Source organism: Nonomuraea sp. NPDC003709 (assembly GCF_040610775.1).
Lineage (GTDB): Bacteria > Actinomycetota > Actinomycetes > Streptosporangiales > Streptosporangiaceae > Nonomuraea > Nonomuraea angiospora_A.
Window position 1 is genome coordinate 42,328 of sequence record NZ_JBEXMW010000016.1, and the last position, 13,273, is coordinate 55,600.

Consider the following 13,273-nt stretch of genomic DNA (forward strand, 5'->3'; position numbering starts at 1 on the left):
TGGTGCTGCTTATGCTCAAGGAGATGCACTGCTTCGCCAGGGTCGCGGAGCGGCTCAGCTTCTCCAGGGCCGCCGCCGACCTGGGGATGTCCCAGCCCGCCATGAGCCAGGCCATCACCCGGCTCGAGCGCGCCGCCGGGGTCAGGCTCTTCGAGCGGACGGCCCGCGACGTGCGGCTCACGGCGGAGGGCAAGGCGCTGCTGCCGTACGCGGAGCGGGTGATCGAGTCGGTCGGCGTCTTCGAGGCCGAGTCGGCCCGGCTGGCCAGGCCGACCATTCACCTCGCTTATCCACCGCTCGTCGGGACGCTGGCGGCGCGGATCGTCAGGCGGCTGGCCGGTCGCACTCCGGCGATCGGCGTGGAGCTGCGGGCGGCGGGCCGGGGCGCGGCGGTGCGGGCGCTGGCGGACGGCGAGGTCTCGGCCGCGATCCTGGCCACCCCGGCGCCGGCGCAGTTCGTGACGGCGGCCAGGTTTCACGTGACGGTCGACCACCTGGCCGTGCCCGCGGGTCACCGGCTGGCCTCCAGGACCAAGGTGACCCCCGGCGAGCTGGGCGGGCAGGTGCTGCTCACGCCGGGCAGCCGCCCGTGGCCGGGGCTGCCGGGGCGTTCGCGCATGGCGGCCGACGACGACTTCGCGGCCGCGCTCGACCTCGTGGCCGCGGGCGCCGGGCTGCTGCCGATCCCGCAGCTCCTGGTCAGGACCATCAGGAGGGACGACGTGAGCTTCGTGCCGCTCGACGTCGGCGACCTGCGCATCACGTACGCGCTGGCCTGGTCGAAGGAGCGGGTGACGCCGGAGCTGATGGCTCTGGTGCAGGCCGTCCAGGACGCCCTGTGGACTAGGTGAGGGGGAGGTTCTTGAGCGCCTCGCGGCGGCTCAGGCCCGTGATGCCCTTGGCGTTGACATAGCGGAGCACTTCGTCGGGGTTGGTCTTGGCGTATTCGCGTAACGCCCAGCCGATCGCCTTGCGTGCGAAGAAGTCGTTGTCCGACAGGCTCGGATCGATGCACGCGTACAGCAGGGCCGTGTCGGTGCGCTCCTTGAACCGGTTCTGGCTGAGGATCGCGGTGCGCCGCTTCCACAGATCGCGGTCGTGCGCCCACTCCAGCATGAGCGGCCGCATGGAGTCGGGGTAGGTGGTCAGCAGCCCGCCGACGCGGTGGGTGGCCAGCTCGTCGACGAGGTCCCACCAGGCTCCGGTGACGATCATCTCCTCGTACATCGGCACCGTGTAGAGGGTCTGGTAGTCGCGGTAGAGGTGGTAGCCGGACAGCTCGACGGCGGCGTAGCGCTCCTCGCGGTATTCGGCCTCGCGCCACAGCGCCAGCACGGCCCGCCGCCACTCCGGCGCGGTGTCCAGCCGGTGCTCGGCGAACACCCGCCGCAGCGCCGCCCGCCTGCGCACCGCCTGGACGCCGAGGAACGGCATCGTCGACTTCATGTACGTGCGCATCGCCTCGGCCTTGCCGGGCTCCGCCGCCCCCTGCAGTGCCAGCCGCACCGCCTTGCCGAGGCTCATCCCTTTTGCGTGGTGCGCTCGCCGGTGGCGAGGCCGTCGAAGAGCACGGTGATGTAGTGCTCGGCCAGCCCGGCCGTGTTGAGCCTGCCGCCGGGACGGAACCAGCGCACCGCGACCCAGATCGTGTCGCGGATCATGCGGTACGTCAGCTTCGGATCGACGTCGGACCGGAACAGCCCGGCCGCCTGGCCCGCCTTGATCTGCGTCACCCAGATCTGCTCGACCTCGTCCTCGGCCTTGACCAGGTAGTTGAACCGCTCGAACTGCCGCAGGTAGTTCCAGTCGTTCTGCATGACGGTGATCGCGGCGCGGTGCGGCTCCAGCGTGCCGAACCCGATGCGGACCATCTCCGACAGCACCGTGCGGGCGTCGGCGCTCGTGTCGATCGCCGCGCGGTAGCGGGCGATGAGGTCGTCGAGGAAGGTGGAGAGCACCTCGTCGACGATCGTCTCCTTGGAGTCGAAGTGGTGGTAGAGACTTCCGGAGAGGATGCCTGCCTCGTCGGCTATCTCACGTACTGTCGTGGCCTGGAAGCCCTTGCGTGCGAAGAGCTCAGCGGCGAGCTTGACGAGGTGGTCGCGGCGCTCGGAGGCGGACCCCGAGCTCGCGCGCTGGCGTTTGGCCGGGGTGGTCGTGGTGCCGGAGTTCTTACGCGTGGTCACGACACCATTATGAGCCCTCGCACAATCGCTTGTTCACCTAACCGGTGCAGCTCATGCGGCATTCCGTGCTCTACCAAGCGCTTGCTACGATGCGATGATGGTGAACGAGGCGTACATCGTCGGAGCCGTCCGCACCCCCGTCGCGCGCAGGAACGGCGGCCTGGCCGCGGCCCACCCCGCCGACCTCGGCGCGCACGTGCTCAGGGAGTTGATGCAGCGGGCGGACGCCGACCCGGCGGCCGTCGACGACGTGATCTTCGGCTGCGTGGACACGATCGGCCCGCAGGCCGGGGACGTCGCCCGCACGTGCTGGCTCGCGGCCGGGCTCCCCGAGGAGGTGCCCGGCGTCACGGTGGACCGCCAGTGCGGCTCGTCCCAGCAGGCGCTGCACTTCGCTGCCCAGGCCGTGCTGTCCGGCACGAGCGACCTGGTGGTGGCCGGCGGCGTGCAGAACATGAGCATGATCCCCATCTCGGCCGCGATGCTCGCGGGCCGCGCGTTCGGCCACGAGACGCCGTTCGGGGGGTCCAAGGGCTGGGTCGGGCGGTACGGCACGCAGGAGGTCTCCCAGTTCGCGGGGGCCGAGCAGATGGCCGCCACCTGGGACCTGTCGCGCGAGGAGATGGAGCGGTACGCGTACGAGTCGCACCGCCGGGCCCTGCACGCCATCGACGCCGGGCGCTTCGTGCGCGAGATCGCCCCTTACGAGGGCGTGACCACGGACGAGTGCCCGCGCCGGGACACCACGATCGAGCGGATGGCCGGGCTCAAGCCCCTGGTCGAGGGCGGCCGGCTCACCGCGGCCCTGGCGTCCCAGATCTCCGACGGCGCGGCGGCCCTGCTCGTCGCCTCACCCAGGGCCGTACGGGAGCACGGCCTGACCCCGCGCGCCCGCGTGCACCACCTGTCGGCCCGCGGCGCCGACCCGATCGTGATGCTCTCCGCCCCCATCCCGGCCACCGCCCATGCCCTCGGCATGACGGGCCTGTCCATCGGCGACTTCGACGCGATCGAGATCAACGAGGCGTTCGCGCCGGTCGTGCTGGCCTGGATCAAGGAGACCGGCGCGGACCCCGCCAAGGTGAACCCGAACGGCGGCGCCATCGCGCTCGGCCACCCGCTCGGCGCGACCGGCGCCGTGCTGGCGGTGAAGCTGCTGCACGAGCTGGAGCGCACGGGCGGACGGTACGGCCTGCAGACCATGTGCGAAGGAGGAGGACAGGCGAACGTCACCGTCATCGAGCGGCTGCCTTCCTGAAAGAAGGTGCTGACGTCAGAAAATGACTCTAGCAAATAGGAAACTTTCCTATTAGATTTCGGGTCATGCCCTTGAGCGGTGACCTGCTTCGCCTTGCCGACGCCGTCCTCTTTCCCGGTTTCACCGGGCACACGCCTCCCGACTGGCTGCGCCGCCGGCTCGGCCAGGGGCTGGCCGGCGTGGCGCTGTTCTCGCGCAACATCGCCGACCCGGCTCAGGTGGCCCGGCTGACCGCCGCGCTGCGCGCGGAGAACCCCTCGGTGCTCGTCGGCACCGACGAGGAGTCGGGGGAGGTCACGCGACTGGAGGTGGCCACGGGGAGCAGCCGCCCCGGAGGGTACGCGCTGGGCGTCGTGGACGACGTGGCCCTGACCGAGGCCCTGGCCAGAGACCTCGGCGGCGACCTGGCGGCGGCGGGCATCACGCTCGACTTCGCCCCCTCGGCCGACGTGAACTCCAACCCGGACAACCCGGTCATCGGCCTGCGGGCCTTCGGCGCGGACCCGATCCTGGTCTCCCGGCACACCAGGGCGTTCGTCCGCGGCCTGCAGTCGGCGGGCGTGGCCGCGTGCGCCAAGCACTTCCCCGGGCACGGGGACACCTCGGTCGACTCGCATCACGGCGTGCCCGTGGTGGCCGACGGGATCGAGGACGCGCTGCTCCCTTTCCGGGAGGCGATCAAGGAGGGCGTCAAGGCCGTCATGACCGGCCACCTCCTCGTGCCCTCGTACGACGCCGAGCTGCCCGCCACGCTCAGCCCGAAGGTGCTCACCGGGCTGCTGCGGGAGGAGCTCGGATTCGAAGGAATGATCATCACTGACGGCATCGAGATGGCCGCGGTGGCGGGGGCATACGGGATCGGGGGCGCCTCCGCCCGTGCCATCGCCGCCGGGGCCGACGCGATCTGCGTCGGCGGCGAGCGGGCCGACGAGGCCACCGCCGCCGGCATCCGCGACGCGATCGCCACGGCGGTGACCCAGGGACTGCTGCCCGAGGAACGGCTGGCCGACGCCGCTCGAAGGGTCCGCGAGCTGGCCTCGTGGGCCGCCTCCTCGGGCAGCCAGGCGTCCCGCGACGGCTCCGTGGGTCTGGCCGCCGCGCGCCGGGCGATCCGGATCACCCGCCGGTCCACCGCCCCCGTGCTGCCGCTGACCTCGCCCGCGTCCGTGGTGGAGCTGGCCCCCGCGATGAACCTGGCCATCGACAGGAACACGCCGTGGGGTGTCGGGCAGCCGCTGGCCCGCCTGCTGCCGGGCACCATGGTGACCCGGCTGGTGGTGGGGGACTCGACGGGTTCGGCGCTGGAGCGGCTGCTCGGGGAGGCCACCGGGCGGCCGCTGGTGATCGTGGTCCGGGACGTGCACCGGCACGCCTGGCAGGAGCAGGCGCTGCGGCACCTGCTCAGCGCCCGGCCCGACGCCGTGGTGGTGGAGATGGGGCTGCCCGAGCGTTCGGACCTGGGCGCCGTGCACATCGCCACGTACGGCTCGGCCCGGGTCTGCGGGCAGGCCGCGGCGGAGGTGCTCACCGGTAGGCTCTGATCCCGTGAACTTCGACGGCGAGGATCTTTCCCGCAAGGCACTGGCCGATCGGCTCCCGGCGGACGAGACACATGTCTTCCGTGAGTGCGACCTGACGGAGACCGACCTGTGGGGCGCCCCGCTGGCGGGGGCCAGGTTCGAGTCGTGCGTGCTGGACCAGACCGACTTCCGCAAGGCCGACCTCGACGGGGCCTCGTTCACGGGCGGGGGCGGGATGCGGACCCGCTTCAACGACGCCGACCTCATCGACGTGACGTTCACCGACGTGGACCTGTCCTCGGCGCAGTTCGGCGGCGCGCTCCTCACGGACGTCTCGTTCACGGGGTGCCGCATGATCGGCGCCGCGCTGACGGGCTCGCGCGGCACCGGCTTCAAGATCGCCCGCTCCAATCTGACCCTGGCCAACCTCGGCGGGTGCTCCCTGCGCGCGGAGGTCATCGAGGGAGTCCGCTTCGACGACGCCGACCTGTCGGGGTGCGACTTCACGGAGGCCACGTTCAGCGACTGCCGGTTCATCGGGTCGCGCCTGCTCCAGACCAAGTTCAACAAGGCCGATCTGCGCGGCGCGGACCTGGGCGAGCCGGACGACGCGAAGCTGCGGGCGTTCGCGGGCGCGATCATCAACCAGACCCAGGCCAACGCCATCCTGGCCGCCCGCGGCATCACCGTGCTCTAGTCTCGGGCGCCCCTGTTATCGCCCGTTCGGCTGCCGATAGTCAGATCGTCGATATATATTGATCATATGAAATCCATGCAGGAGCCCACGTTCCTGATCCTGACCGCGCTGGCGGCCGGGCCGCAGCACGGGTACGGCGTCATCACCGACGTGGAGCGCATCTCCGACGGCCAGGTCCGCCTGCGCGCCGGCACCCTGTACGCCGCCTTCGACCGCCTCCAGTCGGAGGGCCTCATCGAGGCGGACCGGGAGGAGATCGTGGACGGCCGGGTGCGCCGCTACTACAGGCTGACCGGCGACGGCGCGGCCAGGCTGGCGGCAGAGGCCGAGCGGATGCGCAGGCACGCCCAGGCGGCCGCGGCGCGCCTGCGCGCCACGGGGGCGGGAGGCCTGGCATGAGCCCACTCGAAGCCGATGGCATGAGCCCGCTCGAAGCCCGTTACCGCCGCCTCCTGGCCTGCTACCCGCGCGATCATCGGGCGCGGCACGAGGAGGAGATGATCGGCGTGCTGCTGGCCGGCGCGCGGCCCGGCCAGCTCCGCCCGCATCCCGCCGACGCGGCCGACCTGCTGTGGGGGGCGCTGCGGGTGCACGTCCGGCGGGCGTTCGGGCCCGTCTCGGGGCCCGTCTGGCGCGAGGGCCTGGGCGTGGCCGTGGCGCTGTGGCCGCTGCTGATGCTGAACACCGCGCTCGCGGTTGTGCTGCTGAGGATCGTCGAGATCGTGCAGTCCGCGCCGAGCATCGGTGCCGACCTGTTCCGGGAACCGATCTGGGTCCTGTACCTCGTCGAGCCGATCGTCGTCGCGAGCCTGCCCGCGCTGGCGGTGCTGCTCGGCCGCCGGTGGATCGCCGTGCTCGGCGCGGTCGCGCTCGCGCGTTACCTGGCGGACCCCTGGAACGGGCTGGACCTGTTCGTCCTGTCGTCACCGGACGGTGTGCGGACCTTCCTGGTGCATCTGGCGCAGCCGAACACGGGCCTGGTCCTGCTGGCGCAGGTGGCGGCGGTCGTCGCCGCCTTCCTGCCCGGGGCGCGCCGTGCGCTCGCGCTCATTCCCCGGAGGTCCTTCCTGCTGTGGGGGCCGCTCGCGCTGGCGGGGCTGACGGCCGGCAAGGCCATCGTGCGCTGGGTGAACGTGATCGACCATCACGAGGTCGTGGTCTGGAAACCCGTGCCCTGGCTCGTCGTGGTCTCGCTGGCCGCCGGGTACGCGTGCCGGTCGGCGCTGGGGAGGCGGGTGGCGCTGGTGCTGTTCCTGCCCGCGGCGGCCCTCGGCGACCTCGGCGACATGCTGCGGATACCCACCTCCACGGTCCTCGCCCAGCTCGGCTGCGCGGCCCTGGCCTTCGCCGCCGGCGCCGCCCTGAGCCGCCGCCGCAGCGCTCCGGCCACCGGCGGCATCACCGTGGTCTGAGCCCGGCCGGGCGCGTCAACGCTCCTCGCTCTCCGGAGCGCGGCCGGTCAGGACACCTCCATCGTGCGGCCCAGGTGGGTCAGGGCGGTCTCGGCGTCGGCCATGATGCGCTCGATCAGCTCGCGGCAGGACGGCAGGTCGTCGATCACGCCCACCACCTGGCCCGACGCCATCACCCCGAGGTCCGCCCGGCCCTCCACCATCGCGGCCCGCAGCAGCACCGGCGTGTTGGCCGCCTGCAGGACCTGGGCCCAGGTCAGGTCGCGCGCCTGCCTCATCCGGCGGCCCTCGCGCAGCATCTCGCCCCACGACAGCCCCGACAGCCGCTTGAACCTGGCCCCGTTCACCACCGCCCTGACCAGGCGCGAGCGCTCCAGCGACGCCACGAACGGGGTCAGCAGGACCCGATGGGGCACCCCGTCCACCCTGGTCGTGACGACCGTGTCCCGCGTCGCCAGATAGAGCTTCTTCACCTCGTCGGGCACGGGGGAGTCGCTCGTCAGCAGGAACCTGGTCCCCATGGCGATCCCGCAGGCCCCGTACGCCAGCGCCGCCACCAGCCCCCGCCCGTCGAAGAAGCCCCCGGCCGCGATCACCGGGATGTCCACCGCGTCCACGACCTGGGGCAGCAGCAACGTCGTGGCGACGGAGCCGGTGTGGCCGCCGCCCTCGCCGCCCTGGACGATCACCGCGTCCACGCCCCAGCCCGCCACCTTCTCCGCGTGCCGGCGCGCCCCGACCGACGGGATCGTGACCACGCCCGCGTCCTTGAGCCGGGCGATCAGGTCCCGCTTGGGCGCCATCGCGAACGAGGCCACGCGCACGCCCTCCCTGATCAGCACCCCGATCCGCGCGGCGGCGTCGTCGGCGTCGGATCGGAGGTTCACCCCGAACGGCGCGTCCGTGCGCTCCTTCACCCGCCTGATCGCGGCGGTCATCTCGGCCACGGACATCGTCGCGGCGCCGATCACGCCGAGCCCGCCGGCCTGGGAGGTGGCCGCCGCCAGCCGGGCGCCCGCGACGTACCCCATGCCGGTCTGCACGATCGGGTGGCGGCACCCGACCAGGGACGTCAGCGCGGTCCTCACGCCGGCTCCCGGTCCCGCAGGCGCTCGGGGTCGAGCCGGTCCAGGACCTCCAGCTCCTCGACGGTCGGCCCGCGCGTCCGGGGCACGTTGTCGGGAATGTCCAGCTCGAAGCCGGTCGCCGCCACGACGTCGTCCACCTCGACCCCCGGGTGCACCGACACCAGGCGCATGGTCCCGCCGGGGGTGCGGAAGTCCAGGACGGCCAGGTTCGTCACGACGCGGCGCAGGTCGAAGGCGCCCCTGTCGGTCCCGAGCCCGCTGACCATGTCCACCGAGGGCACGAACACCCGGGGGGAGTGCCGGGGGATCCAGTAGCTGGTGGGGTCGCAGCGGGTGTTCCCCGGGGCGCCCCGCACGCCCAGCAGCTGCGCCTTGGGGCGGGCCCAGTCGCCGATGCAGGAGATGTTCGTGTTGCCGTACCGGTCGATCTGGCTCGCTCCGAGCATGACGTGCCGGCGCCCGTTCAGCACCAGCCACAGGTGCTCGCGGAACGGCAGCCACCCCTCCACCACCCCGGGCGCCTCGCCCAGCGCGGGCACGTCGCCGGTGAGCAGGCAGGTGCCGTCGTGCGTGAGCAGCTCCGGCTCGAATGTCAGCCGCGCCAGCCGCGCCGCCAGCACCGTGACCGGCCCGCCGATGCCCGCCGCCAGGATCTCGCCGTCGCCCCGGAACGCCTCCGCGCACGCCACCACGCACACGTCAGCCCTGCTGCTCATCGAACTCCTCCCAAGGCGTCTCCACGTAGCGCCGCTGCAGCGCCTCGTCGCGCCCGTAGTCGGGCTCGCACGAGGTGAACCCCGCACCGCCGGGCGCCTCCACCACCCCCGCCACCATCGACCGGCTGATCAGCAGCGACTGCACGGGCCCTTCCTTCAGCAGGTTCTCCACGACCCGCTCGCACGAGACGTAGCATCGCCGCGCCGCCTTGGCGTAGAGGTCGTCGAAGTACGGATCGGTCCCCAGGTACTGGGCGTTGCCCCGCGCGTCGGCCCGGTTCAGGTGGACGAGGGCCACGTCCATGGTCAGCGCGGGCACCGCGACCAGCTCCTCCCCGTCCGCGTACGGCGACCGCACCGTCCGCAGCCCGGGGTTGACGCGCAGCACGTCCGACCCCATCCCCGCCCGCGTCGGCAGGAACGGCAGCCGGTGCGCCGCCGCGAGCAGCCCGAACATGAACATGCCCTCGTCGTACTCCACGAACTCGATCTCCCCGGCCTGCCTGGCCCGCCGGAAATGGGGCTCCAGGGGGATGGAGTCGAGCGTCACGAACGGGGCCACGACCTTGCGCACCTTCTTCGCCGCGCACAGCATGCCCACGTCCGGGCCGCCGTACGAGACGATCGTGAGGTCGGTGGCGGGGGAGCGCAGGAGGGCGCGGACGAGGGCCATCGGCTTGCGCCGCGAGCCCCAGCCGCCGATCCCGATCGTCATCCCGCTCTCGACCGTGCCCGCGACCTCCTCGGCCGACATCAGCTTGGTCACGTGAATCGCTCCCTGTGCCGGTCTCCGGCGCCCATCAGGTTCAGCTCGAAGGTGAAGCCCTGCTCGAAGCGGTAGCTGCGCTTGACGTCCACGGGGTCGATGCCGTTGAGGGACTCCTTGGCGCGGCGGATCACGTACGGGTCCTTCGCGGCGATCTGCCCCGCCACCTCCAGCGCCGCGTCACGCAGCTTGTCGCGCGGCGCCACCTCCAGCACCGACCCGAACGCGTGCAGCTCGGCCGCCGTCACGTTCCTGCACGTGTAGACCATGGCCCGCATCAGGTGCTGCGGCACCAGCCTGGCCAGGTGCGTGGCCGCGCCCAGCGCTCCCCTGTCCACCTCGGGCAGCCCGAAGTACGCGTCCTCGCCAGCCACCACGATGTCGGCGTTCCCCACCAGGCCGACGCCGCCGCCCAGGCAGTGGCCGTGCACCGCCGCGATCACCGGCACCGCGCACTCGTAGACCGCCGCGAACGCCGCGTAACACGCCCGGTTGACCCCGACCAGCGCCTCGTACCCCTCGGCGTCCCGCAGCTCCTTGATGTCGACCCCGGCGTTGAACCCGCGCCCCTCGGCCCGCAGCACCACCACCCTGGTCTCCGGGTCCTCCCCGGCCCGCCGGAGGGTCCAGGCCAGCTCCTCCCAGCCGCGTACGGTCAACGCGTTGACCGGCGGCACGTCCATGACCACCTCGGCGATCGGCCCGGCCCGCAGAGTGATCCCCATGAGACTCCCTGGTTGCACCTAACGCTTGCTTGGTACGGTAGCACCCGTGACCGTGACTTACGACTACACGGGCAGGACCGTCCTGGTGACCGGCGGCACCCAGGGCATCGGCGCGGGGATCGCCCGCGCCTTCCGGGAGGCGGGCGCCGACGTGACGGTCTGCGCCCGGCGCGAGCCGGCCGCCCCGGCGCCGGGGATCCGGTTCGCGCGGGCCGACGTGCGGGTGGCCGAGGACGTGGAGCGGCTGATATCCGGGTTCGACCGGCTGGACGTGGTGGTCAACAACGCCGGCGGCTCGCCGCACGCGCCGCTCGACGGCACCTCGCCGCGCCTGCACGCCCGGGTCATCGAGCTCAACCTGACGGCTCCGCTGCTGGTCTCGCAGTTCGCGCACCCGCTGCTCGCCGCCGCCGGCGGGGCGATCGTGATGATCGGCAGCGCCAGCGGCGCCCGCCCCTCGCCCGGCACCTCCGCGTACGGCGCCGCCAAGGCCGGGCTGCACCACCTGGCCCGTTGCCTGGCCGCAGAGTGGGCCCCGGAGGTGCGCGTCAACACGGTCGTCGTCGGCCTCGCCGCCACCGAGAACACCACTGGGAACACCACCGGGAACGCCGCCTCCCACTACGGCGGGCAGGAGGACGGGATGGGGGCGGCCATCCCGTCGGGCCGGATGGCGACGCCCGCCGACGTGGCCGCGGCCTGCCTGTGGCTGGCCGCGCCCGGCTACGTCACGGGCGCGGAGGTACGGGTGGACGGCGGCGGCGAGATCCCCGCCTGGCGGCACCTGGCCTCCAGCGACATTTCCTGATATCTCTGCATGATCCTTCTGGGAGGTCTGTGTGGGAATCTGTGCTGGCCGCGTGGTGATCGTGACGGGCGCCGGACGGGGGATCGGGAGGGAGCACGCGCTGGAGTTCGCCCGGCAGGGCGCCCGCGTCGTGGTGAACGACCTCGGCACGGGCCCCGGCGGCGAGGGCGCCTCGGGAGGCCCCGCGCTGGAGGTGGTCGCGGAGATCGAGGCGCTCGGCGGACAGGCGGTGGCCAACTGCGACGACGTGTCCGACTGGGGCGGCGCGGCCCGGCTGGTCAAGACCGCCGTCAGCGTGTATGGCCGCCTCGACGTCCTGGTGAACAACGCGGGCTTCGTCAGGGACCGGATGCTCGTCTCCATGACCGAGCAGGACTGGGACGACGTCGTCCGCGTCCATCTCAAGGGTCACTTCCTGCCGCTGCGCCACGCGGCGGCGTACTGGCGGGAGAGCGCCAAGGCGGGCGAGCGCGTCACGGGGCGGGTGATCAACACCTCGTCCGGAGCGGGCCTGCTGGGCAGCGTCGGCCAGGCCAACTACTCGGCCGCCAAGGCGGGCATCGCCGCGCTGACCCAGGTGGCCGCGGCCGAGCTGGGCAGGTACGGCGTGACGGTGAACGCCGTCGCCCCCGCCGCCCGCACCCGCATGACCGAGGAGGTGTTCGCCGCGACCATGGCCAGGCCGGAGTCCGGCTTCGACCCCATGGACCCGGCCAACATCGCCCCGCTCGTCGTCTGGCTCGGCTCCGAGGGGTCGGGCCATGTGACGGGGCGGGTGTTCGAGGTGGAGGGCGGCTCGATCGCCCTGGCCACGGGCTGGCGCCACGGCGAGCGGGCCGAGCGCGGCGCCCGCTGGGACCCCGCGGCCGTCGGCGACGCGGTCGCCGGGCTCCTGGCCGCCGCCCCGTCGCCGGAGCCCGTGTACGGGACGTGAGCCGGACGGGTCAGCGCATGGCCGAGCGGGCGGTCGGGCGGAGCAGGATGCGCTCGGGGGCGGCCGTCAGGCGGGGCTTCAGCATCGGGAGGTCCACCTCCCGCTCCTCCTCGGCCGGGTCGAAGCGGGCGAGCCACACGAACACGTTCTCCCCGGTCCGGATCGGAAGACGGGGGAAGTTGTTCTCCGAGTGCTCCGTCTCCAGGCACGCGACGGGCGGCACCCCGGCCTCGGCCAGCACGGGCGCGACCTCACGGGCGAAGAAGGCGGAGAAGCCGTCCTCGACGTGGTAGATCGTGGCGGCGTACAGGGACTTCGGCAGCTCGGTCGCGCCCGCGGGCGGCCGCTCCCAGGCGGGCGGCTCGGCCCCCACGGAGTGCAGGAGGAGCACGTCGTCGCTGTCGATCATGGTGGCGTTGGCGGCGTCCCGGTGGGCCTGCCACACGGGACCGCCGTAGAAGGCCTCCAGCGCGTCCTTGCGCGCCGCCATGGACGGGAACGCGCGGAGCCAGGCGAACCGGTCGGGCGCGCCCTCGTCGCGGAAGGTGCCGGTGACCCGCATGCCCGTCGCCTCCTGGGTCTCCACGAATTCGCGCTCGAACAGCTCGATCAAGGTGTCCCGCTGCCCGGGCAGCAGCGTGTACTGGCGTAGTTCGAAGATCATGCGGCGGACGTTAGGACGGGGTCACTGACGTCTTCTGTCAGCGTATTGGACGAATAATATTCTGGTAACTCATAGCTACCGATCGACAACTCACGGTTATATGCTCGCTGTGACCTTGATCTCCTGCGGTCAAGGAAGGTCAAAGGGGCGGCGCGCCCGTGCTCGCCGGCCCTGAACCCTACCGGCGAAGGAGCAGAAGTTGATCAAAAGAGTGTGCGCCGCCGCAGCCGTGCTGGCCGTGGCCGTCGGCGGCGCACTCCTGGCTGCCCCGGCTCACGCCGACGACGACTGGTTGGGGCCGCTGAGCGGCGACACCCGCGCCGGCAACTGGAGCGGCAACAGCGACTCGTCCCAGTCCGGAAACAACTTCGGGAACGTCACCGGCGTCAACCGCGGCAGAGAGTTCTCGACCAACGTCAACAACGTCAACGGCATCGCGCCCACCGCCACCAACGGCGGCATCACGGTGACCTACATCTTCTACTGACCGGCTGACGTC

16 protein-coding genes are annotated in these 13,273 nt (G+C 72.3%); 9 read left to right on the forward strand and 7 right to left on the reverse strand.

Annotated features, from left to right (window positions below; translation table 11 throughout):
- Positions 1 to 11 precede the first annotated feature (11 nt).
- Entirely contained in the window at positions 12 to 851 is an 840-nt protein-coding gene (locus tag ABZX61_RS39275) for a LysR family transcriptional regulator (RefSeq protein ID WP_355201985.1), read from the forward strand.
- On the opposite strand, the gene ABZX61_RS39280 is transcribed toward ABZX61_RS39275, so the two are convergent.
- Positions 844 to 1,524, reverse strand: coding sequence for a DNA alkylation repair protein (locus tag ABZX61_RS39280; protein ID WP_350724563.1), 681 nt, complete (start codon positions 1,522 to 1,524; stop codon positions 844 to 846). The genes ABZX61_RS39275 and ABZX61_RS39280 overlap by 8 nt on opposite strands.
- Positions 1,521 to 2,186, reverse strand: a complete 666-nt coding sequence (locus ABZX61_RS39285; protein WP_350724565.1) for a TetR/AcrR family transcriptional regulator — start codon at positions 2,184 to 2,186, stop codon at positions 1,521 to 1,523. Before ABZX61_RS39285 ends, ABZX61_RS39280 begins: the two co-directional genes overlap by 4 nt.
- Positions 2,187 to 2,286: 100 nt before the next feature.
- Here ABZX61_RS39285 and ABZX61_RS39290 point away from each other — a divergent pair, with 100 nt between their 5' ends.
- The 5 genes from ABZX61_RS39290 to ABZX61_RS39310 all read left to right on the forward strand — a co-directional run bounded on the left by ABZX61_RS39290 (position 2,287) and on the right by ABZX61_RS39310 (position 7,073).
- Positions 2,287 to 3,444, forward strand: coding sequence for an acetyl-CoA C-acetyltransferase (locus ABZX61_RS39290; RefSeq protein WP_355201988.1), 1,158 nt, complete (start codon positions 2,287 to 2,289; stop codon positions 3,442 to 3,444).
- Between the two features lie 65 nt (positions 3,445 to 3,509).
- Positions 3,510 to 4,985, forward strand: coding sequence for a glycoside hydrolase family 3 N-terminal domain-containing protein (locus tag ABZX61_RS39295; RefSeq protein ID WP_355201526.1), 1,476 nt, complete (start codon positions 3,510 to 3,512; stop codon positions 4,983 to 4,985).
- Positions 4,986 to 4,989: 4 nt separating this feature from the next.
- On the forward strand, positions 4,990 to 5,661 hold the full coding sequence (locus tag ABZX61_RS39300) for a pentapeptide repeat-containing protein (protein WP_350724569.1): 672 nt from the start codon (positions 4,990 to 4,992) through the stop codon (positions 5,659 to 5,661).
- A 66-nt stretch (positions 5,662 to 5,727) separates the two neighbouring features.
- On the forward strand, positions 5,728 to 6,060 hold the full coding sequence (locus ABZX61_RS39305; protein WP_355201528.1) for a helix-turn-helix transcriptional regulator: 333 nt from the start codon (positions 5,728 to 5,730) through the stop codon (positions 6,058 to 6,060).
- On the forward strand, positions 6,057 to 7,073 hold the full coding sequence (locus tag ABZX61_RS39310) for a hypothetical protein (RefSeq protein ID WP_355201530.1): 1,017 nt from the start codon (positions 6,057 to 6,059) through the stop codon (positions 7,071 to 7,073). Before ABZX61_RS39305 ends, ABZX61_RS39310 begins: the two co-directional genes overlap by 4 nt.
- A gap of 47 nt (positions 7,074 to 7,120) precedes the next feature.
- Here ABZX61_RS39310 and ABZX61_RS39315 read toward each other — a convergent pair whose 3' ends face one another.
- Genes ABZX61_RS39315 through ABZX61_RS39330 form a run of 4 tightly spaced genes read right to left on the reverse strand, consistent with a single transcriptional unit; the run spans position 7,121 to position 10,368 of the window.
- Complete coding sequence (locus tag ABZX61_RS39315; protein WP_355201532.1) at positions 7,121 to 8,161, reverse strand: nitronate monooxygenase; 1,041 nt, start codon at positions 8,159 to 8,161, stop codon at positions 7,121 to 7,123.
- The gene (locus tag ABZX61_RS39320; protein ID WP_355201534.1) at positions 8,158 to 8,877 is read right to left on the reverse strand and encodes a CoA-transferase; all 720 of its coding nucleotides are present in this window, start codon (positions 8,875 to 8,877) and stop codon (positions 8,158 to 8,160) included. Before ABZX61_RS39320 ends, ABZX61_RS39315 begins: the two co-directional genes overlap by 4 nt.
- Positions 8,861 to 9,631: a CoA-transferase gene (locus ABZX61_RS39325; RefSeq protein ID WP_355201990.1), complete on the reverse strand. Its 771-nt coding sequence runs from the start codon at positions 9,629 to 9,631 to the stop codon at positions 8,861 to 8,863. The genes ABZX61_RS39320 and ABZX61_RS39325 overlap by 17 nt, the downstream gene beginning before the upstream one ends.
- Positions 9,632 to 9,639: 8 nt before the next feature.
- Complete coding sequence (locus ABZX61_RS39330) at positions 9,640 to 10,368, reverse strand: enoyl-CoA hydratase family protein (protein WP_355201536.1); 729 nt, start codon at positions 10,366 to 10,368, stop codon at positions 9,640 to 9,642.
- A gap of 46 nt (positions 10,369 to 10,414) precedes the next feature.
- On the opposite strand from ABZX61_RS39330, the gene ABZX61_RS39335 reads away from it, so the two are divergent.
- Complete coding sequence (locus ABZX61_RS39335) at positions 10,415 to 11,176, forward strand: SDR family oxidoreductase (RefSeq protein ID WP_355201538.1); 762 nt, start codon at positions 10,415 to 10,417, stop codon at positions 11,174 to 11,176.
- 31 nt (positions 11,177 to 11,207) lie between these two features.
- On the forward strand, positions 11,208 to 12,110 hold the full coding sequence (locus tag ABZX61_RS39340) for an SDR family oxidoreductase (RefSeq protein WP_355201540.1): 903 nt from the start codon (positions 11,208 to 11,210) through the stop codon (positions 12,108 to 12,110).
- A 10-nt stretch (positions 12,111 to 12,120) separates the two neighbouring features.
- Here the strand turns inward: ABZX61_RS39340 and ABZX61_RS39345 are convergent, their stop codons facing one another.
- Complete coding sequence (locus tag ABZX61_RS39345; protein ID WP_350724583.1) at positions 12,121 to 12,774, reverse strand: NIPSNAP family protein; 654 nt, start codon at positions 12,772 to 12,774, stop codon at positions 12,121 to 12,123.
- Positions 12,775 to 12,973: 199 nt separating this feature from the next.
- Here ABZX61_RS39345 and ABZX61_RS39350 point away from each other — a divergent pair, with 199 nt between their 5' ends.
- Complete coding sequence (locus ABZX61_RS39350; RefSeq protein ID WP_350724585.1) at positions 12,974 to 13,261, forward strand: hypothetical protein; 288 nt, start codon at positions 12,974 to 12,976, stop codon at positions 13,259 to 13,261.
- Positions 13,262 to 13,273: the final 12 nt, after the last annotated feature.